21 protein-coding genes and 1 pseudogene are annotated in these 24,831 nt (G+C 34.5%); 2 read left to right on the forward strand and 20 right to left on the reverse strand.

Annotation, left to right across the window (positions count from 1 at the left end):
• Positions 1–4: 4 nt before the first annotated feature.
• On the reverse strand, positions 5–1,096 hold the full coding sequence (locus BLQ19_RS06600; protein WP_074537800.1) for an acyltransferase family protein: 1,092 nt from the start codon (positions 1,094–1,096) through the stop codon (positions 5–7).
• A 78-nt stretch (positions 1,097–1,174) separates the two neighbouring features.
• Here BLQ19_RS06600 and BLQ19_RS06605 point away from each other — a divergent pair, with 78 nt between their 5' ends.
• Positions 1,175–1,930 (forward strand): sulfite exporter TauE/SafE family protein, encoded by a 756-nt coding sequence (locus tag BLQ19_RS06605; protein ID WP_024482486.1) that lies wholly within the window; start codon positions 1,175–1,177, stop codon positions 1,928–1,930.
• Positions 1,931–1,979: 49 nt separating this feature from the next.
• Here BLQ19_RS06605 and BLQ19_RS06610 read toward each other — a convergent pair whose 3' ends face one another.
• The 16 genes from BLQ19_RS06610 to BLQ19_RS06680 all read right to left on the reverse strand — a co-directional run bounded on the left by BLQ19_RS06610 (position 1,980) and on the right by BLQ19_RS06680 (position 20,281).
• Positions 1,980–2,975: a YiiG family protein gene (locus tag BLQ19_RS06610; RefSeq protein ID WP_074537801.1), complete on the reverse strand. Its 996-nt coding sequence runs from the start codon at positions 2,973–2,975 to the stop codon at positions 1,980–1,982.
• Between the two features lie 107 nt (positions 2,976–3,082).
• Positions 3,083–4,534, reverse strand: coding sequence for an SLC13 family permease (locus BLQ19_RS06615; protein WP_074537802.1), 1,452 nt, complete (start codon positions 4,532–4,534; stop codon positions 3,083–3,085).
• A 198-nt stretch (positions 4,535–4,732) separates the two neighbouring features.
• A complete protein-coding gene (locus BLQ19_RS21220; RefSeq protein ID WP_158399874.1) occupies positions 4,733–4,897 on the reverse strand; it encodes a hypothetical protein in 165 nt (54 codons plus the stop codon).
• Between the two features lie 417 nt (positions 4,898–5,314).
• Positions 5,315–6,853 (reverse strand): hybrid sensor histidine kinase/response regulator, encoded by a 1,539-nt coding sequence (locus tag BLQ19_RS06620; RefSeq protein ID WP_074537803.1) that lies wholly within the window; start codon positions 6,851–6,853, stop codon positions 5,315–5,317.
• Between the two features lies 1 nt (position 6,854).
• Positions 6,855–7,343 (reverse strand): Rab family GTPase, encoded by a 489-nt coding sequence (locus BLQ19_RS06625; RefSeq protein ID WP_024482482.1) that lies wholly within the window; start codon positions 7,341–7,343, stop codon positions 6,855–6,857.
• Positions 7,330–8,175, reverse strand: coding sequence for a cell envelope biogenesis protein OmpA (locus BLQ19_RS06630; RefSeq protein ID WP_074537804.1), 846 nt, complete (start codon positions 8,173–8,175; stop codon positions 7,330–7,332). Before BLQ19_RS06630 ends, BLQ19_RS06625 begins: the two co-directional genes overlap by 14 nt.
• A gap of 19 nt (positions 8,176–8,194) precedes the next feature.
• Entirely contained in the window at positions 8,195–8,554 is a 360-nt protein-coding gene (locus tag BLQ19_RS06635; RefSeq protein WP_029447590.1) for a fructose 1,6-bisphosphatase, read from the reverse strand.
• Positions 8,555–8,885: 331 nt separating this feature from the next.
• On the reverse strand, positions 8,886–10,166 hold the full coding sequence (locus tag BLQ19_RS06640) for a DUF3500 domain-containing protein (RefSeq protein WP_083332207.1): 1,281 nt from the start codon (positions 10,164–10,166) through the stop codon (positions 8,886–8,888).
• Positions 10,167–10,261: 95 nt separating this feature from the next.
• Complete coding sequence (locus BLQ19_RS06645; protein ID WP_034666419.1) at positions 10,262–10,948, reverse strand: LytR/AlgR family response regulator transcription factor; 687 nt, start codon at positions 10,946–10,948, stop codon at positions 10,262–10,264.
• A complete protein-coding gene (locus BLQ19_RS06650; protein WP_074537805.1) occupies positions 10,945–12,015 on the reverse strand; it encodes a sensor histidine kinase in 1,071 nt (356 codons plus the stop codon). Before BLQ19_RS06650 ends, BLQ19_RS06645 begins: the two co-directional genes overlap by 4 nt.
• 73 nt (positions 12,016–12,088) lie before the next feature.
• A complete protein-coding gene (locus BLQ19_RS06655; protein ID WP_074537951.1) occupies positions 12,089–13,525 on the reverse strand; it encodes a rubredoxin in 1,437 nt (478 codons plus the stop codon).
• A gap of 11 nt (positions 13,526–13,536) precedes the next feature.
• On the reverse strand, positions 13,537–17,067 hold the full coding sequence (locus BLQ19_RS06660) for a nitrate reductase (RefSeq protein WP_074537952.1): 3,531 nt from the start codon (positions 17,065–17,067) through the stop codon (positions 13,537–13,539).
• A 168-nt stretch (positions 17,068–17,235) separates the two neighbouring features.
• A complete protein-coding gene (locus BLQ19_RS06665; RefSeq protein WP_074537806.1) occupies positions 17,236–18,111 on the reverse strand; it encodes a helix-turn-helix domain-containing protein in 876 nt (291 codons plus the stop codon).
• Positions 18,111–19,154 carry a flavin monoamine oxidase family protein gene (locus BLQ19_RS06670; protein ID WP_074537807.1) on the reverse strand — a complete coding sequence of 348 codons (1,044 nt, stop codon included), beginning with the start codon at positions 19,152–19,154 and terminating at the stop codon, positions 18,111–18,113. Before BLQ19_RS06670 ends, BLQ19_RS06665 begins: the two co-directional genes overlap by 1 nt.
• Positions 19,154–19,450, reverse strand: a complete 297-nt coding sequence (locus BLQ19_RS06675) for a carboxymuconolactone decarboxylase family protein (RefSeq protein ID WP_254788265.1) — start codon at positions 19,448–19,450, stop codon at positions 19,154–19,156. Before BLQ19_RS06675 ends, BLQ19_RS06670 begins: the two co-directional genes overlap by 1 nt.
• 81 nt (positions 19,451–19,531) lie before the next feature.
• A complete protein-coding gene (locus tag BLQ19_RS06680; RefSeq protein WP_025616380.1) occupies positions 19,532–20,281 on the reverse strand; it encodes an SDR family NAD(P)-dependent oxidoreductase in 750 nt (249 codons plus the stop codon).
• Between the two features lie 117 nt (positions 20,282–20,398).
• Here BLQ19_RS06680 and BLQ19_RS06685 point away from each other — a divergent pair.
• Positions 20,399–21,154, forward strand: a pseudogene (locus BLQ19_RS06685) (DUF5995 family protein).
• A gap of 3 nt (positions 21,155–21,157) precedes the next feature.
• Here BLQ19_RS06685 and BLQ19_RS06690 read toward each other — a convergent pair.
• The 3 genes from BLQ19_RS06690 to BLQ19_RS06700 all read right to left on the reverse strand — a co-directional run bounded on the left by BLQ19_RS06690 (position 21,158) and on the right by BLQ19_RS06700 (position 24,817).
• Complete coding sequence (locus BLQ19_RS06690) at positions 21,158–21,829, reverse strand: response regulator transcription factor (protein ID WP_029450481.1); 672 nt, start codon at positions 21,827–21,829, stop codon at positions 21,158–21,160.
• Between the two features lie 137 nt (positions 21,830–21,966).
• The gene (locus BLQ19_RS06695; RefSeq protein WP_074537810.1) at positions 21,967–23,391 is read right to left on the reverse strand and encodes a DNA/RNA non-specific endonuclease; all 1,425 of its coding nucleotides are present in this window, start codon (positions 23,389–23,391) and stop codon (positions 21,967–21,969) included.
• Between the two features lie 139 nt (positions 23,392–23,530).
• Positions 23,531–24,817, reverse strand: a complete 1,287-nt coding sequence (locus BLQ19_RS06700; protein ID WP_074537811.1) for an alginate export family protein — start codon at positions 24,815–24,817, stop codon at positions 23,531–23,533.
• Positions 24,818–24,831 lie beyond the last annotated feature (14 nt).

Raw genomic sequence — 24,831 nt, forward strand, 5'->3', positions numbered from 1 at the left:
GCCACTACACTTTAATAAAAATTTGTCTTTTGTAAAATACCAAAGCGATGAGGCAATAAAAGCTCATAATTGTGAAGGCATATAAAAAGGAAGAGAGTTCTGCGGGTAAAAAATCATGAACGTAAAACTTCGTAAAGAGCCATGATTTTAGAGTAACATTGGCCGTACCAACATGTATCAAACCAAATAACTTACCTACAAAACTAGATAAGAAAAATACCGTTATTGCATTAGCTCCTACATAGTTAAAAATAGTCCCAAATTGCACTTTTCTAATGGTTGTGATATAATAAATTAGTGCTAAAATTAGATTAGCCCAACCTGCACTTACCAATACAAAACTACTAGACCATAGCGCTTTATTTATAGGAAAAACAAAATCCCAAGCATGACCAAGAAGTACTAAAGCACTCCCGAGCACCATTAAAATAGTTATTTTATTTTGCCGCTTTGTACGTAAGATCTGCCCCGTGAATACCCCTAAAAGGCAGCTTGCTACAGCTGGAATTGTACTTAACACTCCTTCAGGATCATAATCATCTTTCCACATATGGGTTCCCAAAAGCTTTAAATCTACATAATTGGCTAAATTATTAGGAGCCCTATCAAAAGTTGATGCTATACCGTTTACAGGGATGAAGCCCATGACCACCCAATACCCTACAAGAATTACCGCTGTTACGGCCATTAATTGTTTCCAATTAAAATTTAGAAATAGGATTGAAGTAATAAAAAATACGACACCAATTCTCTGCAATACGCCAGGAAAACGAATCTCTGAAAAATCCTTGACAAATGGGAAGGTCAAGGTAAAAGCACCCAGAAACAAACCTAAGCCTATTAATTTAAGACTGCGAATTGTTATTTTCTTATAGGTCGCTACATTACTCTTCTTAGTACTGTACGCAAAGAAAATTGATGTTCCTACAATAAATATAAAGAATGGAAACACCATATCTGTTGGGGTATATCCATGCCAATCTGCATGTAAAAATGGCCGATACACACTAGCCCATGTTCCTGGATTATTTACCAATATCATTAACACAATTGTCATTCCTCTAAATTTATCTACCGCTGCAATTCTCTCTTTCATGGGATTAGGAATTTATATGTCTGCCTTTAAAGTTAATTATTTTACAATACTTTTGTAAACCACAGAGCAACAGTTTTCATGTATTTAACCCTTTCTTCAACAATCCCTCAATCTTCTTGGATATTAGCCTTTTTGGCTGCTATTATTTTAGGAATTTCAAAATCGGGCATTAAAGGAATAGCAATTATCATTGTAACTTTAATGGCTATTGCTTTTGGCGCAAGAGAATCTACAGGCCTCATTGTACCCTTACTTATTGTTGGTGATATTTTTGCTGTGATTTATTACAACAGACATGCGCAATGGAAATACATTATCCGGTTTTTACCTTGGATGATTTCTGGAGTACTTATTGGCGTGGTTATCGGGAAAGACTTGGATGAGCAAGCTTTTAAATTTGGAATGGCTTTTATAATTCTTGGCAGTGTACTAATGATGTACTGGTGGGACAGGAGAAAGAGTAAATCTGTTCCTACTCATTGGGCCTTTGCTGGATTTACAGGTATTATGGCAGGTATCACCACTATGATTGGAAATTTGGCCGGAGCATTTTCTAATATATTTTTCCTAGCGATGCGTTTGCCTAAAAATGAATTTATAGGTACTGCTGCCTGGTTATTTTTTATAGTTAATGTCTTTAAATTACCATTTCACATCTTTGTTTGGAAAACAATCACAACAGACACGCTCCTCATCAATTTAAAATTAGCTCCTGGAATTATTATCGGTTTATTTATTGGCGTGCGCTTGGTTAAAATAATTAAAGATGATTTTTACCGAAAAATGATTCTAATACTAACCGCTCTTGGTGCTTTGCTTATTCTTTTTAAATAAAAAAGGAGCCGTATTAACCGCTCCTCTATCATACACTTTTTCCAATACCTTATTGAATTCGGTTGTATTCATTTACCATTTTTGAATACGTCTTACTTAATTTTAACGTCGAGCCATTGTCTGGGATACTAGGATGCACAATACTATATTTAAAATCACCCTCTTCCACACGCTCTTTTAAGTTTCTTATCTCGCGAATAAACTGCTCTCCCGTAGTTATAAAACTTTTGAGACTGTGCTTTGCACCCACCGACGTTCCGTACTCTTTTTTAAACTGTGTTTCATCTTGAGCTAATTTTTCTAACGCATCATAAAAAAGCCTAAATTCTGCAACTTTAGTATCAAAAGCTTTCATGTCTATATTTTTTAATTCGGGACCATCTAAACCTCCTATGACATCTAAGACAGCTTCAGAGGTATGCAAGCCCATCATTAAATTATATTTTATTAATTGTCCACTAGATTTGAATTTTTCTACATCAAACGCAAACAACTCATCTTGTACCACTACAAATTCTGAAAACATAGTATCATATGCGATAAAGTATGCATCAAATGCTTTTTTTAAGCGCTCATGTAGCTCCTGTCCTTTCACAAAAGCATCATCCTTATAGTCTTGCTTTTTATAGTAACCGTCTGCTTCTTCAAGAATATTAAACAGGTTTTTTGCTTTTTCATGCACCACCTTCATAGGCGCATCTACACCCGCTATCTCTACATTCATCAACAAGCCTTTTTCCAAAGCGTTCAAAGAATGTTCTGGTAACCCATACACCCCTTTAATATTCTTAGCTCCTTTTGGCCCGTTTTCAACAGATGCCCAATCAAAATAATGATTATAAGTATCATTAGCTCTCTTGTGGAAGGCATTGCCAAAATCAATATATGCATTATATTTCCCTATAAATTCGTTTGAATCAAACTTACTTTCGGGTACTGCAGAGGTAGTCGTTGTACCATGCTCATCAACTTGTTTTTCTTTTGAATCTCCGCAACTTGCTAGGAAAAGGGAAATACAGATTAGGGTACCAAATGTTTTTTTCATAATAGTCGTTTAAATTGTGGTTGTCATATATAGAATGTGACAAAGTTATAATCGCAATTAAAACAAAAAGCCCCTAGGTCTAGTACAATTGCTATACCTGTTTTCAGTTATACCGTAAGCACATCTAAATCCCAAACTAAAGGAAGCAGGAAATACACGATTAAAGTGAGTATTATAATAGAAATGATGTTTAACCAAAATCCAGATTTTATCATGTCTGAAATTTTAAGATAGCCAGAGCCAAACACCACGGCATTAGGGGGCGTAGCCACAGGAAGCATAAAAGCGCAAGAAGCCGCGAGTGTTGTGGCGACCATTAAAATAAATGGGTTAACCTCTAATTGCAATGCTATGGGCGCTAATATTGGCATAAGCATAGCTGCTGTTGCCAAATTTGAAGTTACCTCGGTTAGAAAATTAACAGCAGCAATAATAAAAAGCACCAACAAGAATAAAGATAGCCCTTGCAATAACCCCATTTGAGCCCCCAGCCATGCTGCCAAACCCGTAATTTGAAACCCTGAAGCAAGTGCCATTCCACCACCAAATAATAAAATAATTCCCCACGGTATTTTGACCGCATCTTCCCAAATAATTAACGCTTCTTTTTTAGTCGATGGAATAATAAATAAAAGCACTGCAGCTGCAATGGCTATCGCAGTATCATCTATTTTAGGTATAAATTTCTGCAGTACATACGATCTAAAAATCCAGCATAAAGCCGTGAGCACAAAAACAAAAAGAACGGCCTTTTCTTCTTTTTTCATTGGACCCAATTCTTTCTTAAGCCTTTGTATTTCCTTTTTACCGCCAGGGAATTCAATTTGTTTAAAGGTATATGCCACTCGCGTTAAATAAAACCACGCTATTACAAGTAATAAAACAGAAATAGGCAAACCAAACTTCATCCATTGCCAAAAAGAAATTTCTATCCCATATGTTTTTTCTACAAAACCCGCAAAAACTAAATTAGGCGGAGTACCTATAAGTGTAGCAATCCCTCCAATAGATGCAGCATACGCAATACTCAACATTAAGGTTTTTCCGAAAATACTGTTTTCATTGGCCGCCGTATTTGGATTGTCTTTTAATTCTGATACGATAGACATTCCCATAGGTAGCATCATTACAGCAGTTGCCGTATTTGAGATCCACATAGAAAGAAATGCAGTAGCCACCATAAACCCTAGAATTATTCTGTAGATATTAGTTCCTATTAAGTTGATAATATTAATAGCAATACGCCTATGGAGATTCCATTTTTCAATGGCAATCGCAAGAATAAACCCTCCTAAATACAAGAAAACATATTTATCTCCGTAAGCAGAAGTAGTAGCAGCCACGTCTAGGATTCCGGAAAGAGGAAATAATATTATGGGCAATAAAGAAGTAACCGCAATGGGCACTGCCTCTGTAATCCACCAGACGGCAATCCAAAGTGTAATTCCCACCATTAGATAAGCATCATCAGACATGCCCAAAGGCGGACTTGAATTATAAAAAAATAAGTATAATAAGGGACCCAATAGTAGGGCCACTGTTTTTCTGGTAATTTTCATTTGGCTGAGATAATCTGCCAAACAATTTAGGGCAAAAAACCCTATTCTTTAATGCTAGCTATAAATTAATTTGAATCGGCATTATTAAACATGAAAAAAGGGCATTTGAAATTGCTTCCAAAATGCCCTTTTAGGGGAACATAACAAACACTTTACTTTTCAACCATTGTAAATGGGTTTGTTATCGTTTTTGCACTCTTATAACATGGTTAGTGTTTGTGCTCTACTCGCTAAACTATTATTTTCTGTAGTTGATTTTTCTTTTTCAACTTCTACTTTACTTGTTGTTAATACTGGCGCCGCTAATATCCATGTGAATACACATAATAGACCCATTACTACTGATATTGTTAATTGCTTCATCTATCGGACTGTCTTTTTTTTTAAATAACTATTCAATCTTTTTTTAACGGAGAAAATGTTCAACACTAAAAAGAGTGAATACAGAAAACAGATCGTACTCGATACAAACAAAAAAATCACTAAATATGAAGTATTCATATATTAAAAATTAATTGTATTCATTAAGTTGGTCATGTGTTTTCGTGAATTTAAGGTTGGTTACTCCCTCAAATCTTTTGTAAAAATATAGTACTATTTCCTTATTTAAGAATCCTACAAGAGCAAAATTGATTCTTCGTTGAAATATGCTTAATTATCGACAAAAAGCACAATTGTAAGTTTTTTCTTACGAATGAAACAAAAAAAAGCATTCATTTCATAAATTGAAAGAATGCTACATACTATAAATTTGTAGTCCTTTAAGACGTATAACTTTGGCTATTTCAGGTATTTCGCCATAGTGCTCAAAAGCTCCTCATGTTCAAAGGGTTTGGAAAGAACTGCATTCATCCCTGATTTCTTAAAAGCCTTAAAATCATCTTCATAAGAATACGCAGTGATGCCTATAATCGGTATACTCTTAATGTTCTTAAAAGGAAAATCTCTAATTAACCGTGCCACTTGATCTCCTGTTACATTAGGCAAGTTAATATCAATTAATAACAGATCATACTCTTCATTAATAAGTTTCTCCATCACTAGCGCACCGTCACTCACAAGATCTATATAGAAGTAATTGGTGTCTAACAGAGATTTAAACAGTACCGTTTGCACGTTAATATCATCCTCGGCTAGTAATATTCTAAATTTTTTGTCTGTTCTAAACTTCGCTTTTTTATCTTTCTTTTTACGCGGTGTTATAATACTGGTTTTAGATGTAGTAGCTAATGGTTGTTTTAGTGTTAAATCAAAATAGAAAGAAGATCCTTCACCAACATTCGAAATTACCTTAATTTCTGAATCCATTAAGTTTAATAACCCCTTCACAATAGACAAGCCTAAACCTGTGCCCCTAGGTGCATCAGAATTTTGTTCTCCACTCAGCTGTGAAAAACTCTCGAAAATAGCGGTTTGGTTTTCTACGGATATCCCTACTCCTGTATCTACGATTTCAAAGCGTAAGTTTAATCTGTTGGCTCTTTTCTGATTTAATTGAATGTCTAAACGTATGCTACCCGTTTGCGTATATTTAAAAGCGTTATCAAGCAAATTGGTAAGCACCTGAAACAATCGCAATCTATCACCTTCTACAAGATCTACAATCTTCTTGTCTACATTAACAGCAAATTCAATATTATTGTCAAGGGCTCTAGTCTTATACGTAAAACGTAGTAAATCAAAAAGCTGCGATAAACTAAAAATATTCTCCCGAAGTTTTAACCTTCCGGAAGAAATCATACTGATACTTAATATGTCATCTAAAAGCTGTTTTAGATTCGCATTTGACTGTTGGAGAAAAGTAACCATATCTTGCTGTTGATTGGTTAATGCCGTATCTGAAAGTATCTTGGTAATAGAGATGATACTGGTAAGTGGGTTACGTAGTTCATGACTAAAATTACGGATAAAAGAATTTTTAAAATTTTCTCTTTCCTCTAATTCAGCATTTTTTATGGCAACAAGCTCCCCATTTATAATAGACTCATTACGTGTTTGAGCAATGGCTTGGTACTCTGTATAATGACTAGTATAGTCTGTAATAATTATTAAATACCCTTCTTTTTTTTTAACAAATCTTATGTCTGTAACATAATCTTCATCTTTAAAGTGTATATGAACGCAACTAAATAGCAACGCGTTCTCTAAGGTATCTTTTATAGATTCAAAGGTATAAAAGAACGCATGTACATCAAAGATTGAGCTGTTTGTTTCTAACTTTAAAAAGGCTTGATCTGTTTCTAGAATAGTGCCCTTTTCATCGATTAAAATAAATTGAACGTTTTGGGTAGCATATTCTTTCTGATACTGATCTAGCATTCTAATGTAATAATTTGGCTAAATGTAGAAATAAATCATTTACCGCATTACCTGTTTTGGCGCTCGTTAAGAAATTTGTTTCTATATTATTTTTTGTAAATAGCGTTTCTAAATCTTCTTTCAAGACTAAATCTACCTTGTTACCCACTACCAATAGGGGTGTTTTTGATATTTTAGATCTTACAATATCTAAATCAGCATTTAATGCTTGGAATGTAGAGGGTCTTGTTACATCAAAAACAAATACAACACCGTGCGTTCCTAATAGATACGCATCTCTTATAGTTGTTAGATCATCTGTTCCTTCTAAATCCCAAAGAATTAGAGAAACTTCTTCCTCAGGAGAAACCTCTACTACCTTTTTTGTGATATGAACGCCAATAGATACCTTATAGTTGTCTGAAAAACTATCTTCTACAAAACGCCTAATTAATGAGGTTTTACCAACCCCAAAATGTCCTAAGACTACAATTTTTTTAGATACTTGCATTTTCAAATTTTACGAGTAGCTCTTTTTCAAGTGTTTCTCTGTCCATTATTTTTTTATCTGATTCCTTTTCTGAAGCGAAAAGTGAATCTAAATTTTTTCCCATAAAATCATCATAAAAATCAAAAATAAGGTCTTGAACTTTATCTTTTGCGCTGATAGAATAATTACCAGATATAACTACAGCTACATAATAAGACACAAAACTCTGTAAGTGAATATTATATAATTCGTATTCTATTAATTCCAAATTTTGATTTTTCTGTCCAAAGGCATCTTCTACAAAGCCCTTTATTGCGGTTAGCATTCCAGAAATCATATCCTCATCTATGGTTTCTGATTTGGTATAACTCGCCGCTAAAATCCCAGAGCCTCTTTCTATTAACAAGACCTGTTCTATACTCGCAGATTCTAGTTCACTAAGAATAATCTCTTCTTCTTTAACCCCCGTAAACCAAGATTTAAACTTTATCTTCCAGCGTGATGCTGATAGTTTTTGGTTGATTTTCTCGGATAAGATTTTCATCTCTTGCGAGATATATTTTTTAATCATTTTACCCAAAATAGGATACAACGCATCTACAATATCATCCTTGTTTTTCCTTATTTCTTCTTTTAACGTGAGGGTAATTGTAGGACCTAGTGTCTTAGGAATATCAGCTATAAACTCATTAAGCCTTTGCGTAATAATAGGATCTACTTTTTCTGAAAGTTGATCTTTTTCATTAACCGTTTTTTCTATAATCTTAATACGATCGGCGATTTTTTCGGCAAAAACACGGTCATCTGTAAACAAAATGTCTCTAAGAAGCTCTACTTTGTCTTTCTCGACCATAATAATTTTATTTAAAAAATTACTTTTTGCTTACTTTTTCACCTAGTTCAATTAAAATATTGCCCAAAGCTTTCTTATCAAGCTTTTCAGCATCTAGAGTTTCAATCTTGTCTTCTAATTTTTCTTCTAACTCCGTTACTCTAATATTAACGTCTGTAGCTACAGAATCTAAAGCTGTATTAAGTTCTGTTCTTACTTCTTCAACAAGCTCCTCTAAAATTCTTTTCTTTTCAAGAATATCTTTTTTAAGCGCCTCGAATTCAGAGTCATACGCCTGAATATCATCGCCAAAAATAAGATTCTTAATTAAATCGATTTTTGAACCTGCTTGCGTTTCTTTATTGTTTAAATCTATTACCGGCTTACTATTTGTTGACATATGCAGAGAAATTGGTTGAAATTGTTTTGTTATGTTCCCGCTTTTTTATCTATAAGTTAACCATTTTAAACATAAAAAATGGCTTCGATCACAAATAAATAAGTAGGTAAAATTACTAAATTTAGCCGAGACCGCAAGGACAGTAGAGCTCTATCTAAATTATTAGAAAATTTGAAATACAAGTTTTCATAGATTTAGTTTACTTTTTTGGATAAAGTAACCCTTATACTTAAATCTAGATGGCTACAAGCCAAAAAGTGAAAACTAACACTTTGGTAAGTATCAGTTTTCACTTTTAATAGTATTCAATGTCCGTTTTTTTTAAAAAATCTTATAACGTAACACTAAGGGTATAGTCAAATTTCTTGTGCGTATACTTATGATGGTCTGCATGGGCGTAATGCTCTAAAAGCGTTTTAGGACCATTTTGATTTATCATTAGCGCAAAAATACCATAATCTCCACCGTCATCTGTAGTAGGATTGTTAGGGATACGCGTAATAGTATGAATATGATTATAATCTGCTATTGTACTAGCATTTGCCCCTGTAGAACCTTCGGTATTAAATTCAGCCCATAAATATGGATTGTAAATTCTATAATAAAATTCGGATGTTGCAGTAGGCGTGGTCCCAGAGTCATTTATCCAAACAAAATAGGTGTCATCTATATTTGCGCTAACATCTGCCCACCAAACATCCGCGAAATTGTCTGTTAAATTATAGACATACTCTTTCATTACCAGTAATAGATTTGCTTGTGCAGCTGTAGACATTTCGGAATATTTTAAACCTATGGCGAATCCTGAATAATCATAAGTTCCTCTATAAGGATCGGGATCCCCATTCATATCAGCAGGCCCCACTTCTAAAGAGTGTGTTGTAGAGGTTGTTGAAGCCGCTGCAAGTTCTGTCGAATCAAAGCTATTGTACAGTGTTAGCGCTAAATCTCTTTCATCAGAAAATATATCAAAATCTTCGCCGTTCCAAGTATCAGCTGCAGGTTCCCCTCCTAAGAAAGCAGGTACAATAGAAACATTATCGCCATGCACCAAAAAGTTAAGCACACAATGGTGGCCGTCTAATTGAAAACCCCAAGAGCCACTCGTTTCTGGGTCACCAAACATATCAATTGAGTAAAAATCAGGGTTCCAAACATCACTCATCACGTTATTTAACCAACCTTCAGATAATTCTGTAATTTCATATACTTTCTGATATCCTTGAGAACTTAAGAATAGTTGTAAAATATCTTTAAAAGCTATTAATTGATCAGCTGTTAAATCGCCATATGTGATACCATCTCTATTGTCATCGTTTGCTGGTGTATTATGCCATAAATAGAAACGCTCATCATCTAAACAAACTGAAATTTCCTCCAATAAATCATCAGACAAAGAATTCCTAAAGCTCACTACTGCAGCTCGCATAGTTTCTATCTCGGTATTTGTAGATTGATCAACAGTACCAGTTGTGGTACATTCTGTTGCGCTTGTTGTATCATCATCAGTTGTATCTACTATCTCATCATTAGTTGTGTCGTCTGAACCACATGCCACAAATACAATGAAAAGAAAAGATAAAAATATTGGTTTTAATTTTTGAACTTTCATTTTCTAAGATTTTAAACTATTAAAAAATAAAGGTATTTGATACTGCAACGGTATAAAAAAAAATGCGATAAACACAGCAATGTTTGCGGTTAATATTAAGGAAAGAGCTGGTCTAAATCCTTTTTATAACTGTTACCTATAGGAAGACTCCTATCTGCAATAACTACATCTATTGCACTGATATTTTTTATATAGTTAATGGAAACTATAAAAGACTTATGTATTCTGATAAATTTTAAGCATGGTAATTCTTGTAAAATATTTTTCATTGTAGCACGTGCTACAATAGCCCTTTCACCATCTATATAAATCTTAACATAATCATTCATAGCTTCTACATAAATGATTAGATCAATAGGAATACGGTTTAATTTGTAATTAGCACGAATAGATAAATGCGTATTCGCATCAAAATTATCAACGGTAATAGCCTTAAAATTTTGAACTCTCAGAACTGCTTTTTTAAAGCGCTCAAATGAAATTGGTTTTAGTAAATAATCAATTGCATCAACATTAAACCCTTCTATTGCATATTTTTCATAGGCCGTTGTAAAAATTACTTTCACATCTATATTTAAGGATTTATAGAAATCTATTCCACTCTTATTTGGCATTTCTATATCTAAAAAAATTACGTCTACAGGAAATTTGTTTAGAAAGGTTTTAGCTTTGTTTAAATCAGAAAAAGTTTTTTCTAAAGAAATATTGCTCAATGAATCACAATAAACTTGAATAACCTGTAAGGCCAATGGCTCGTCATCTATAGCAATTGCTTTTATCATTTTAATTCTATCTCAAGATTAACTTTGAAGTATTCCATATTACTAACAACATTCAGCTTATACTTATTTGCATAAAATAGCTCTAGTTGTTTTTTAGTGTTTTTTAGCCCCAATGAAGTGGACTGATTTTTTATTCTCTCTGTTGATTTTACTATTGTATTAGTTACGTTTAGTTTTAAAATATTGTCTTCGAGAACTAAACTTATTTCAATTTCAGAGTTATTCTCAACATCAGAACCATATTTAAAAGCATTTTCAATAATACAGATTAACATTAATGGATTTATTTCCTGATTTTCAAAATCTCCACGAAATTCAGTTCTTAAAGTTGTTTTTTTCGTCAATCTAAGTTTTTGTAAATCAATGAAACTTTTTAAATATCCAACTTCTTTATCTAAAGCTATAAACTGCTGATTATTTTGGGTAATTACATAACGCATTAAATCTGATAATTGCAAAATAGCTTGCGGTGTTTTGTCTGATTTTGTCAAGGCTAGCGCAAACAAGCTATTTAACGTGTTAAATAAAAAATGAGGATTTATTTGAGATTTCAAATAAGCTATTTCTGTTAAAAGCTTCTCATTGTTTATCTCTGTCAATCTTTCATTTACTCTTAAGTAGAGCGAAAGGAAAAAAATACCAATGAAATGAAGCAAATGACTATCTCTCGATAGAATAAAATTTATTGAACCGAATCTAGTTGACCTAGAAACACCATCTCTAAGTGGTCTTAAATGCAGATTATTTGATTTATGCACAGAAAAATCACTAATCAAAAATTGTGGAAATTTTATAACCAACAAATATCCAACGATTAAAATTAGCACTAAATACAACCATTTTTTATTAAAATAAAAATTAGGTATGATGTAATAATAACTAGTAAAAAAGAAAATCGTTAATAATTGATAGCTCAGAAAATTTCTTTGAAAAGGCGCCACTTTGAATAATTCTAAGCCCAGATTTACATCAGGAGAAGTTAGGATAGGAATAGTCGTAAGACCTAAGCCTATTAATACATTTATACGAAGTTTTTGCTTTTCTAAAATTTTAAAATCGCCTATCATATCTTACTACAGGTTCTAAAAAATTATTTTTTTATGGAACGCATTTCAGAAACAATATAACCAATTATTTATTTTAAGATAGTTGAAGTTCTATTTTATCAAAATTTGTTTTTTTTGCATCACATACTTGACAACAATAATCTTCTGGTAAATCTTCAAATAACGTTCCTGCAGGAATCCCTAATGACACATCTCCATATTCCTTATCATAAACCGTAAAGCACGATGTACATTGGTAGACTTCTCTAACTAATTGCTCTGATGCCTTTTTAGTTTCTTCTTTGATGATTTTTTCTTGCCCTAATTGTTTAAAGTACTTTTTACTCAGTTCCATTAATAAACCTGGCAATTCTATTTTATCTACATCCTGAGCGTACACCTCATAGATTTGAGTATTAGGATCAAAGTTTTTAAAATGCAGTACATTATACGTTGGCCGTATTGCAAAGTCTTTTACTATGGTTGGCGCTGTATTTTTTTCAATGACCACCGAAGAAAAATGGGTGCGTTTTCCAGATTCATTACTTAGTCCGAAGGTTAACCCATACGTACTAATATCATTTTGATCAAAACTTAATACCAAAAATTTCTTTAATTCTAAGGCCTCAATATCATCAACAGGCAAATGCCAGTTCATCTCTAATTGTGAATGCCGAATATTGATACCCCACTGTCCTAAAAATTTTTCTAAATCTGGTCTACTCTGTCTTTTTATTCCTTTTACAATAAAAGACTTCCAAGGGGTAATGCATATTTTACCCACACTATTATCCAAACAAAAACCACAAAACTCTTTTAAGAAATTTAAATCGTATCTATTATTTCTCCAATACAATCCTAGCCAATATTGATCTAGCCCCATCCTATTCATCCCTTCATAATAAGGAAATGTTAGGTAGGGGACTTCTAGCTCTTTTTCTATAGTTTTATTATTGGTTTCTAGATTTTTATTCAACACAAAAAACAACTCATCTACATCTTGAATATCATCAAAAATAGCTTCTATTGCTTTTGAGATGGTATTAATATCCCAGCTGTACACTAGAACAGGATAAAATGCCCCTGCATCCCAGTGTGGTAATTTTACATTCAGATACCAGTAGTCTTCACTTTCTGAGGCTATAAAATTTAAATTCCCACTAAAAATAGGGACAAGACGCTGTTTAGCATCTGTAATATTTATTTTAAGTTTTGGCGCATAATCAAACCCTTCAAGTATGTACAAATAGGTAGATCCTTTTAACCAATAGGTCATATCAAAAATATCTGCACAGACATAAGAAGATACTATATTTTGATAGGAACGCTCGCCAATAATTGTTGTATTGTATTTAGAAATGCGCTCTAGCTGCTCTTCATCTGCATTGTTTAATGGAAAAAGCAAATCTTGCCTAGAACCAAAGTAAACTTCTTTAAGCCCTGCTGCTTCCAACATGGTAATCACATCTTTTAATTCTCCGGGAGAGGTAACTCCTCCTTTTAGCAATATTCTATGTAAATCATCATTCATAATTGTATGCATTAATGGCTTAATTGAAGCTGATTTTTTAATAGTTCTTTTATTTCTGGTTTACAACTTCCACATCCCAGACCTGCTCCTGTTTCTGAGCATAATTTTGTGAAATCTGAACATCCGCCTTGGATGGCTTCTATAACATTACCTTCTCCTACCTGACTGCAAGAGCATACCAGTTTTCCTTTCATCGGAGCCGTATTTGAAGCTCCACGAAGTAATTCATTTCGTTTTTCCGAGAGTTCAATCTCTTCTTCTATCAAACGCTTAAATTCTGCAAACTCGTTCTTATCACCCATTAGGATGGCTCCTTTGAGGGTATCGTCTTTAACGATACATTTTTTGTAAAAACGCTTGTTTACATCCATCAGAATAATTTCTTCAAAACTACTGTCGCCTGCAGGAGAATTTACCATTCCTATACTACACAGGTCTAAATTCTCAAATTTTAGAATATTCATTAAAACAGAGCCATTATAGATGCTACTGAAATCTCCTAAAATATAGTTCGCAGCAATATCTGCTTGCTGTTCTGCTGCAGACGTAATTCCGAACAATTGATTATTAAACTCTGCTATTTCTCCTAAAGCATAAATAGATGGATTGCTGGTTTGCAAATAGGAATTAACCACCACACCTCTTCTTGTTTTTAATTTGGTTTGCTTTGCCAGTTCTATATTTGGCCTGGTACCAATAGCATAAACAATAGCATTGCATTTAATAGTTTTTCCTGTTTTTAAATTTACCAGTAAAGTATGATCACTAGATTTCTCCTTAAAAACGGTACTTACTTCATTATCAAAATAAAGATTAATACCACGCTCTACGACATCCTGTGCTAATAATTTACTAGCAACATCATCTAACTGGCGCTCCATTAATCTAGGTGCACGCTGAATAATACTAATATTTACCTGTATTTTTTTTAGTGCCGCCGCAAGTTCTAGTCCTAATAAACCACCCCCTACGATAACCACATGTTGCTCTTCATTTTGCAAGCCTGTTTCTCTCAAATAGGTTTTTAATCGATCTGCATCACCACGTTCACGCATGGTAAATCTGCCCGGAAGTTTTATTTGCACATCACTAGGCACAAATGCCCTACTCCCTGTTGCCATGACCAACAAATCAAACATATGCTTCACACCATTAGCATCTACCACGAATTTTTCTTTATCCTCAATTTGAGAAATTCCAACTCCAGGATGTAACACGACATCTAACTTTTTAAGTTCTCCTTTTTTAAGCTTCTCTAAGGCTGCCCAGGAAAGTTCATCACTTACATACTCTGGAAGTAATACCCGATTGTAGAATGGATCCTGTTCTTTTGAAAAAACATGCAACTCATCAACATCATTCTTTTCTCTGTACGATTGAATAAAACGATATGCTGCAGCACCAGCACCAATAATGACAACTTTCTGCTTTGGTTTGACATATTTTGCCACTTGAACGGCACAATATTTAAAATCTGGTTCTTTAGACACAGGGTCTACAATATCATTGGTTAAATTATTGGCACGCCCAAAGTCATTATTTAAAACTTTACCCCAATGCATAGGCATAAAGACTACTTGTTCCCGAATGTCATAATTAATAGTCACTTTTACCTGAACTTCTCCACGTCTACTTTTAATAACTGCTATATCGCCTTCTTTTAATCGCCTTAAAAAAGCATCCACCTTATTCATTTCTAAATAAGGATGCGGAATATGAGTGAGTAATCTATTTACTTTCCCTGTTTTTGTACGGGTATGCCATTGATCACGAACTCTACCTGTATTTAAGATTAGTGGGTATTCTATATTTGTTTCTTCTGATGTATTATAAACTTCGGCTGGCGCATTAAAATGTGCCTTTTTATCTGGTGTACTAAAAACTAGGTCAGTAAACAACCTTGGCGTTCCTGGATGGGTATTGTGTGGTACTGGCCATTGAAAACTACCTTCGTTTTTAAGTCTAGAATAAGACAATCCTGATATATCTATATCGGTACCTTTTGTTAACAAGCAATGCTCATCATACACCTCACTAGCATTGGTATAATTAAACCCTTCAAAATCCATTGCTTGTGCAAAACGCCATAAGATTTCCGCATCGGGCAAAGCCTCTCCGGGAGCATCAATTACTTTTGGCAAATAACTAATTCTACGTTCTGAATTAGTCATTGTACCTTCTTTTTCTAGCCAACCTGCTGCTGGCAAAACTAGATCTGCAAATTTTGTAGTTTCAGAATTATGAGAGATTTCTTGCACCACAACAAAGCTAGCTTTCTTTAAAGCCCGTTCTATCTTATTAGAATTAGGCATACTCACCACAGGGTTGGTACAAATAATCCAAATAGCTTTTAGCTTTCCTTCATCAAGCGCATCAAACATTTCTGTTGCTGTATACCCTGGCTTTTCCTGAATAGGTTTTCCTCCCCAAAAATCTGCCACTTCTTTTCTATGTTCAGGATTACTTAAATCTTTATGTGCCGCCAATAAGTTTGCCATTCCGCCAACCTCACGACCTCCCATAGCATTTGGTTGCCCTGTAAGTGAAAAAGGGCCTGATCCTGGTTTTCCTATTTGGCCTGTTAACAGCGATAAATTAAGTAAGGATACATTTTTAGAAACACCAATAACACTCTGGTTGAGCCCCATAGTCCACATGCTAATAAAGCCTTTTGCATTACCAATATACTGAGCTGCTTTTTTAATTTCATCTGCTGGAATTCCACATTTATCTGCCGCCTGACGAATGGTTAACTCAAAAGCACTTGCTTTACACGCCTCAAAATTTTCTGTATGCTTTTTTATGAAATTCTTATCTATCTTTTTCTTTTCTATTAAGAGCCTAGCAATAGCATTAAATAAGAGAACATCTGTTCCTGGAAGGATTTGTAAATGCAAATCTGCAGAAGCGCAGGTCTGCGTTTTACGAGGATCTACTACTATAATTTTTACATTCGGATTTTCCTCTTTATGTTTTTCTAAACGTCTAAATAATATGGGGTGACACCAAGCAGGATTTGCTCCAGCAATTAGAAAACAATCTGCTAATTCTATATCAGCATATGCAATAGGTACTGCATCATCACCGACTGTTTTTTTGTAGCCTACTACCGCAGAACTCATGCACAAACGAGAGTTGGTATCTATATTGTTACTCCCAATAAACCCTTTAATAATTTTGTTTGCTAAGTAATATTCTTCTGTTAAACACTGTCCAGACACATAAAAACCTACGCTATCCGGACCATGCTTTGCTATGATACTTTTAAAAACTGCTGCCGCCCGATCAAACGCAGTTTCCCAAGAGACCCGTTGTAAAGGGTGGTTTCTACTCCAACGCATTTCAGGATACAAAATTCGATCTGAAGTATCTTGCGCTACGTAGTTTAGGTTTTTACCTTTAGAGCATAACATTCCAGAATTCACAGGGTAATTTTCATCTCCTTCTACACTCAAAACACCTTTTGAATCTTTCTCTACTACTATTCCGCAGCCTACTCCGCAGTAGGAACATATCGTTTTGTGTGTTGTATTCTTTTGCATGATTTTAAATCTAGATGCAAACGCATCATAATTAGCCATCGAAAGGTACAAAAAATACGTATAAATACGTAGTGCTGATTTAATAATAATCAGCCTAAGGTTTTGATATATCAATAATTAACAAATATCAAAAAAACAGATTTATGCTCAGAAATGTAGGTAAAAAAGCTATGATATAGTGCCCCGGTAGGCCTTAGGGGACATGCCTATCGTTCTTTTAAAATATTTAATAAAATAAGAGTCGTCTTCAAAACCTAAACGAAATGCTACTTCATTTATAGGTAGGCTTGTAAATTTTAATAAGCGTTTAGCCTCCAGTATTATGCGTTCTTTCACCAATTCGGATGGTGCTTTACCTACCACACTTTTAGTAATGGTGGTTAATGTCTTAGCGGAAGTATTTAGCAAATTGGCATAATCTTTTATCGCGAGCCCCTCTCTATAATGAAGCTCTAAAAGATCTTTGAAGGCAAAAAACTGTCGCTCATAATGGTTATTTATTTGCAGCTTTCTACTACTATCTGAATAATGAATACGCTCCATGGTTATTAAGAGCGATTTAAGCAAAAAACGAATCATATCTTCATGACCAAAACTTAGTTTATTGGGCAATTCTTTTGCTATTAATTCTATATGATGGGTTGCAATTTTTACCGTATTACAATCCAATAGATAGCAAGGATTTTGCTCGATATTGAAAATGTTATATTTCAAGAAAATATCAACATCTGAATGCATAAAAAAACTCTCATTAAAATGAATTAACCAACCTTCTACTTCTAGGTTATCATCAAAAAAATGAATCTGATCTTTATTCGTAAAAAGCACCATATTTTCTTTAATCTCATATGAATTGAAATCTACCGTGTGTGTACCTCCTGCATTGAAAAACCATAATAATTGATAGTAACTATGTGAATGTGGTACGGCTGCTTTTTCTGGATTTTTTTTTCGGTAGCTTTTAAGATCATGCAGTTGAAACTGCAACTTATTAGGGTGCGCTTTATGTAGGTGATATTGCTCTATTTTTTGAGAATCTTTCACTAGTGCTTTAATTTTTCGGCCGCTAATTTTCCACTATAAATAGCCCCATCCATATAACCTCCGTACAGGGGCGATGTTTCTGCCCCAGAAAACAACAGTTTCCCATTCATATAGAAGTCGGCAAAAACAGGATTTCCATACGCCGGACTCATATAAATAGATTTAATAGTTTCACAAGAAGTGTTTTTATCCTGCGACCAATCCTTTTCATTATAGGAGGTGTACTCCATGATTTCTTCGCCTAAATATTTAGTAAGATACGCAAGAATTTTTGCTTGTCGTTCTTCAGGAGTTACATCTCTTAGCGCTTCATTTACAAAGCCCATTAAACCAAATTCCGTTTCCGCATGATTGCTATGATCATACAATTCTGTTACAGCACCTACTTGCCCAATGACCGTTCCTGATAAATTTCTAGCTCTCCAAAAAGGCTGCTTAAATTTTAGTCCAACCTTTATAGCATTACTCATCCAAGTATGCGTAATTTTCATCACCTCAGTAACATTGTTGGGTAATGCTGGTAAAAAATCTATTCGTGTTGCAATCCGTGGCGGAATGGTACTCACAACTTTTTCTGCGCTATATACACCTTTATTGGTTACTACTTTTATGCTATTACCAAGATCTTCCATCGCTAGAACTGTGGTATCTGTATGTATTTGATTAGAGAAAGGTGCTGCTAATTTTTTAATTACTGCCATAGATCCTCCTGCAATTCTGTGTGCAGATGGTGCACTAGGATCATTTTGAAAATAATGCTCAGGTGCCATAGTACTATACACCAAAACACTCTGTCCTTTCGTATATTGAGGGAATTTTTTAATCTTCAATTCCCTCAACAAGCCAGCCACATGTGTGTGATGATTTTGAAACCAAGTAGCGCCAAAATCGATCTGATTAGTAGTCAAAATCCTACCTCCAATGGTTGCTCTAGCATCTAAAACAATAACATCTTTTTCGCCCGCTTTGTACAACTCATATGCTGTTATTAATCCTGAAAGGCCTGCGCCTATTATTAAATACTTAGAGGTAGTTTGTATCATTACTTATTCATTAAATGAGTTCCATGAACCACGGCTGCTCCTGCTCTCAAGGCAGCTGCGATAAAGGTTACTTCTGCTAATTCTTCTTGTGTAACACCCGCTGTAACAGCTTGCTCTTTATGTATTTCTAAACAATAAGGGCATTGAGTTGTTAATGCTACTGCAATCGCAATTAATTCTTTGTATTTTTTAGGAATTACGCCATCACTCAGGGCTTCTTTGTCAAAAGCTTGAAATGCTTTCATAGCCGGACTCGCATTTTTTTCCAAAGCACCTAAGTGCTTTAAATTATCCATTGTATACATATTACTTATATTTTATAAAGATTAAAAAAAATAAGATAAGACACCCCTCTTATCCTTTATTAAAAATTGGACTTAATTTCTCCCAGACATTACACCACCGTCAGTATCCCAAATGGCACCTGTTACCCATGAGGCTTTATCTGATAATAAAAAATGTATGGTTTCCGCAACATCTTCCGGCTGCCCTATTCTTCCAATTGGATGAAACGCATTAAACCCCTTTAAAGCTTCGTGTGCTTTTTCTGCATCACCAAAAACACTATCATACACCGGTGTTTCTACAAGAGCAGGAGAAACTGCATTGACACGAATTTTATGATCCGCAAGCTCCATAGCTAAATGTTGTGTAAGAGAATGCAATCCTGCTTTTTGCATAGAATACGCCGAAGAAGGTGTTGCTTTTACGGCTTGTTTTGCCCACATAGAACCTACATTTACAATGGCTCCGCCACCTGTAGCCGCCATTTTTTTGGCCGCATTTTGTGTAATAAAAAAGAAACCACGATTTAAATCTTGATAAGAATCATAATCTTCTACCGTATGATCCAAGAATGGTTTAGGTCCAAAAATCCCAGAAGCATTTACGAGATAGTCCAAATTTTCCCATCCATCAACCATACTATTTAGCTCACTTACTGCACTAAGGTTTGTAATATCAACCTTATGACAATGTAAATTCTCCGAAACCTCACTTTTAAAAGCATTGAGTTTCGTGTCATTGGTACCAACAATATGCACTTCTACTCCTTCTTTTAATAATCTTTGCGCTGTAGCTTTTCCTATTCCACTGCTTCCTCCTACAATTAATGCCGTCTTTTTCATTTGTTTATTTTTTATATTAAAACTTAATGACAAAATTATGCAGCATATAGCGCCCGACATGGTAGGTACTAGAGAGAAAATGGTACTTTTAGGAAGTAAAACTTTTTTATTGCTCTAATGAACAAACCTAAAACCATCAAAGAAGTACTGGTTGTACTGGATACTATCATAGAAGAATGTATTGCTAAAAATAGCCGATTGGGCTTATTTGCTTATTTATACCGAAGAACTACTGCCGAAATTTTAAAGGAAGTAGAACGTGGCAGTTTTGAAGACAATGCACAATTAGAATAGATGGATGTTGCTTTTGCCAATTTGTACATAGACGCCTACCAAGAGCATACTAAAGGGAATAGCGTAAGTGCTTCTTGGTTATTTTCTTTTGAAAATGCAACAGAAGAACTGACCATTCTACAACATATTATGTTAGGAATCAATGCGCACATAAATCTAGATTTAGGCATCGCAACGGCGGCTACTATGAAAGGAAAAGAGCTAACGCTTATTGAAAAAGATTTTAATACTGTAAATGATATTCTTTTTAATATCACCAATGAAATGCAAGACCGTTTAAGTCGTGTTTCCCCATTACTTTTCTTATTAGATCTTTTGGGAAAAAACACAGATGAAAAGGTGATTGATTTTAGCATGCGTAAGGCCAGACAACAATCATGGAACAGTACAAATCTGTTATGGGCCCTTGACGAAAGCCAAAAACCTGAGGCTATCGCTAAAATAGATTTATTGGTTTTAGAATTAGCAAAATTTATAAAAGACCCTAAGTCCAAAATAATTGGCTACGTATTAAAAGGAATTAGATCTTTTGAAGAAAAAAATGTAGGTCAAATTATTACCAAACTACAACGCGATTAGCCCTTAGACTAGGTTAAATTCTTGTGCTTTTTTAGATAGGTCGATAAGGTTTTTAACATCCATCTTGCGCATTAAATTAAACCGGTGTGTCTCTACCGTACGTTTACTATTCTCCAATTTTTCCGAGATTTGCTTGTTCGTTAAACCTGACAATATCAATTCTAAAATTTGAAGTTCTTTACTTGTCAAATCAAATGGATTATCGCTTGATTTAATGTGTTTTGGCTTCTCAGAAACAGGCTTACTCCCACTCAAAAGGTTATTGACCAAAACATTAGAAATATCCCCACTAAAATACTTACCTCCGTGTTGTACCGTACGTATTGCTTTAATAAATTCTGTCTTTCCTGTATCTTTCAATAAATACCCATTAGCCCCTGCACTAACCGATTTTAAAATATACTCTTCTGAATCATGCATGGACAAAATAATTGTTTTTGTCTCAGTACCTTGCTTGTTTAAAATTTCAACCGCATCTATACCATTCATTACCGGCATACGAATATCAATAATTAGAAGATCTGGCTTTTTCTCATTGACCATATCAATGGCTTCTTTACCGTTTGAAACCTCCGCAACAACCACTAAATCTTCTTCTTCTTCAAGCAAAGCACGAATTCCATCTCTTACTAAAGAGTGGTCATCTGCTAAAACTATTCGTATCGTCTGGCTCATATATTAAATGATATTTCTACAAATATAAATTAAAAATACGTAGTTGAATACTTAGAAAAATTTGAACACCGATAGCACACAAAAAACCCTATACTCTTGAAAAATGGTGATAGGGTTTTTGTTTGCTTATTTTATCATTAAATAGCAGGACCACTATCTACTACTGCTTCTATAACTGATTCAATAGTGTTGGGTATATTTTCAAATAAATCATAACCTGTAAGAACTTCTATAGCATCTACAGATGTCGTAAACTGCGTCCAATCACTACTAATTCCTTGATCATTAGGAACATTAATGGCAATCATTCTTGTAGAAGAGCTTACTCTTGCAATATCATCTGAACCATTAGGTAATATCAACGCCACTTTCCAAAAAGTATCGGGCACCGTAATCATGTTATTGTAAATATAATCTGCAGCTCCGTTAGCACCTGTTCCACCCACGCCTGCAACGCCTGCAATTATATGAATTTCATTACCCTCGGCTGCCACATCTCTTAAATAGTCTTCAAAATTAGCCCAAATTCCTTGGTTATTATTAGGAGATTGGGGTGCTATATTGGTCATGTAATAGGTGTTTTCATTAGAGTCTTCATCCCCATTTCTATCTGCAGACGGACACAAATGCCCTCTATTAAACCCTGTATTGGTATAATTTGATGTAGTAGCTCTGAAAAAACTAGAGGGTAGGGCTGTATCTTGTTTAAAACAATTACATCTTTCTGTAGTTCCTGTCCAAGCAGAACTTAAGTGCCAGCTCACCCAATTTGCTGTTCCTTTTGAGTTATTATAAGACAAGACGTAATCTGTGTTATCTAAATAGTAATTATCTGACAATACTCCGGCATCAGAAGGGTTTCCGAAGGTAATATTACTATCTTTTGAAGCAACACCAGCGCCTACAGAAACGTCTGGTATGCTCATTTCAATATTATCAATATTTACACGATTAGATCCTCCTGATAATTTTAAAATACCAAAACGCGCACTCCCTAATTCATTTAATTCATAAACAACTGTGTTTAAAATTGTGGAATTGGTGGTCACCACATCCCCTACCGTTAACCATGATACACCACTATCATAAGATAGCACTAGTTGCCAAGTAGAGCTTCCATCAGCACCATATGCGGCATGCCGTATACTCAAAGATTCTACCCCGTTAGTCATATCAAAATTCATAATCAAGTGTCCCGAATTTCTTATTCTAACCGATTTAGAACCATATTTTCTATCATTGGTCAAAGAACCAATCAATGCGTCAGAAAGATTCCAACTCCCAGAATTTTCAATAACAACATCATTGACAGCATAACTAGATTTTGAAGCCTCCTCAAAACCTTCGATAAAACCATCTATTCCTTTTGCGGTATGATTGTGTTTAAAATAACCTTCGTTATCAAAAAAATAAGTGGGTACATTTTTGGAGCCCGCAATAAAAAGTTCAGAAGATGATGCCATTTCTTCATAGTAATTAGACGCATCATCATTAGTACAGCTACTAAAAATGAATATTGAAAATACTAAAAGTAATACCCGATGCATGAGATAAGTTTTCATATACTTGCTTATTTAATGGTTGAAACATCAAATATACAATTTTGTAAGATTATTCTTACTTATTGTTTAAAATAAAAAACTACTACAATGAAATATTCTTCATCATAGTAGTTAGTGTATAGAAAGAGTGACCTTATCTTTATTTGGACGCTGTATTTAAGAACTTTGGCTTAATGGTCAACATTACCCAAGCCCAGTTTTGACCGCCTGCAGCAGCATCTTCTGTAATACCTTTTAATTCATACATGCCATCACTAGCAAACATTTGAGAGTATCCAATAGCTAGCCCATATCCTTTAAATTTCTTTGCAAATACAAAATCTATTTCCGTTCCTAAAGATTTCTCTCCACTAGCCAGTTCTTGTTCGCCGCTAAAATTCAGCGCTTTTACCATTAGACTAGAAGTTTCATTTAGTTGAAATTTAGCACTCACATGTACATCTAATAAACCTATTGAGTTTGCATGGTTGCCTACATAGAAGTAATCCATAAACCCATTAAACTTATGATTGGTTCCGTACAGCGGAAAGAAAGCTCCTGTTTCTCCTGCATCACCATCATTACCGCTAATAATTTCTACTCCAGCACCTAATGTTACTTTATCAGAAGCCTTTAAGCTGGCATCTAGACTCGCTAAGTAAGCCCCCTTTACATCTACTTCTCCTTGTCTTTGTCCTGTTTGCAAAAAGATATTACTCTCCAATCCTAACTTCCCTTTTTTGTACGCTAAATGGGTTCCAATTGTTAATAAACTACTGGTACCATCTGGCGTAGTTGCATCATCTTCATATTCTTGAAAACCATTATTTAATACCAATAAACTTCCTGAAAATGCATCCCAGCTTTGTTTTAAATACGCATATTGCATGGTTTTATAGGAAAAGAATCCTGTTGTACTATATGCTGTACCTACTGATGAAAAACCAGATAAATCTGCTTTATCTTGGTTAAATGCCAAACCTACATCCAATAAAAATTTGTTTTTCTTATATTTTAAAAGTGCGGCATCATGATTACGTGCTTGTTGTGCCCAACCTACAGAACCCAATATTCTTTGATCATCATAATCTAAGGTTTGTCTCCCTATTTTGGTTGAAAAACCTTCTCCCAAGGTTAGTTCTCCCCAGGCTTCAAAAATGGCAAAAGAATTGTTTGCATCGGCAGGTAATAGCTGCCTATTTTCTCCCCATGTCATTACATCCTGTAAGCTTAAATACACTTTGTATGATTCATCTGCATACCCAAAATTTAGACGTGCTCTAGTAGAAATTCCAAATCCGGCATCCGCATCTTCCGCTATTGGACTACCAAATCCGTGACGGTATTCTGTTCGTGGTCTAAACTCGCCATCTATAGTAAATTGTGCGGCTATAAATTGTGTGGCCAATAAGAAGAGCCCTAAAAGTACGTATTGTTCCTTTTTCATAATTTGAAATTTGA

Source organism: Cellulophaga baltica (assembly GCF_900102165.1).
In the GTDB taxonomy this organism is placed as follows: domain Bacteria; phylum Bacteroidota; class Bacteroidia; order Flavobacteriales; family Flavobacteriaceae; genus Cellulophaga; species Cellulophaga baltica.

What these genes read in the sequence shown, in the direction of transcription:
- BLQ19_RS06600 (WP_074537800.1), bottom strand. Translation starts at nt 1,096, where the DNA reads ATGAAAGAGAGAATTGCAGCGGTAGATAAATTTAGAGGAATGACAATT.
- BLQ19_RS06605 (WP_024482486.1), top strand. Translation starts at nt 1,175, where the DNA reads ATGTATTTAACCCTTTCTTCAACAATCCCTCAATCTTCTTGGATATTA.
- BLQ19_RS06610 (WP_074537801.1), bottom strand. Translation starts at nt 2,975, where the DNA reads ATGAAAAAAACATTTGGTACCCTAATCTGTATTTCCCTTTTCCTAGCA.
- BLQ19_RS06615 (WP_074537802.1), bottom strand. Translation starts at nt 4,534, where the DNA reads ATGAAAATTACCAGAAAAACAGTGGCCCTACTATTGGGTCCCTTATTA.
- BLQ19_RS21220 (WP_158399874.1), bottom strand. Translation starts at nt 4,897, where the DNA reads ATGAAGCAATTAACAATATCAGTAGTAATGGGTCTATTATGTGTATTC.
- BLQ19_RS06620 (WP_074537803.1), bottom strand. Translation starts at nt 6,853, where the DNA reads ATGCTAGATCAGTATCAGAAAGAATATGCTACCCAAAACGTTCAATTT.
- BLQ19_RS06625 (WP_024482482.1), bottom strand. Translation starts at nt 7,343, where the DNA reads ATGCAAGTATCTAAAAAAATTGTAGTCTTAGGACATTTTGGGGTTGGT.
- BLQ19_RS06630 (WP_074537804.1), bottom strand. Translation starts at nt 8,175, where the DNA reads ATGGTCGAGAAAGACAAAGTAGAGCTTCTTAGAGACATTTTGTTTACA.
- BLQ19_RS06635 (WP_029447590.1), bottom strand. Translation starts at nt 8,554, where the DNA reads ATGTCAACAAATAGTAAGCCGGTAATAGATTTAAACAATAAAGAAACG.
- BLQ19_RS06640 (WP_083332207.1), bottom strand. Translation starts at nt 10,166, where the DNA reads ATGAAAGTTCAAAAATTAAAACCAATATTTTTATCTTTTCTTTTCATT.
- BLQ19_RS06645 (WP_034666419.1), bottom strand. Translation starts at nt 10,948, where the DNA reads ATGATAAAAGCAATTGCTATAGATGACGAGCCATTGGCCTTACAGGTT.
- BLQ19_RS06650 (WP_074537805.1), bottom strand. Translation starts at nt 12,015, where the DNA reads ATGATAGGCGATTTTAAAATTTTAGAAAAGCAAAAACTTCGTATAAAT.
- BLQ19_RS06655 (WP_074537951.1), bottom strand. Translation starts at nt 13,525, where the DNA reads ATGAATGATGATTTACATAGAATATTGCTAAAAGGAGGAGTTACCTCT.
- BLQ19_RS06660 (WP_074537952.1), bottom strand. Translation starts at nt 17,067, where the DNA reads ATGCAAAAGAATACAACACACAAAACGATATGTTCCTACTGCGGAGTA.
- BLQ19_RS06670 (WP_074537807.1), bottom strand. Translation starts at nt 19,154, where the DNA reads ATGATACAAACTACCTCTAAGTATTTAATAATAGGCGCAGGCCTTTCA.
- BLQ19_RS06675 (WP_254788265.1), bottom strand. Translation starts at nt 19,450, where the DNA reads ATGGATAATTTAAAGCACTTAGGTGCTTTGGAAAAAAATGCGAGTCCG.
- BLQ19_RS06680 (WP_025616380.1), bottom strand. Translation starts at nt 20,281, where the DNA reads ATGAAAAAGACGGCATTAATTGTAGGAGGAAGCAGTGGAATAGGAAAA.
- BLQ19_RS06690 (WP_029450481.1), bottom strand. Translation starts at nt 21,829, where the DNA reads ATGAGCCAGACGATACGAATAGTTTTAGCAGATGACCACTCTTTAGTA.
- BLQ19_RS06695 (WP_074537810.1), bottom strand. Translation starts at nt 23,391, where the DNA reads ATGAAAACTTATCTCATGCATCGGGTATTACTTTTAGTATTTTCAATA.
- BLQ19_RS06700 (WP_074537811.1), bottom strand. Translation starts at nt 24,817, where the DNA reads ATGAAAAAGGAACAATACGTACTTTTAGGGCTCTTCTTATTGGCCACA.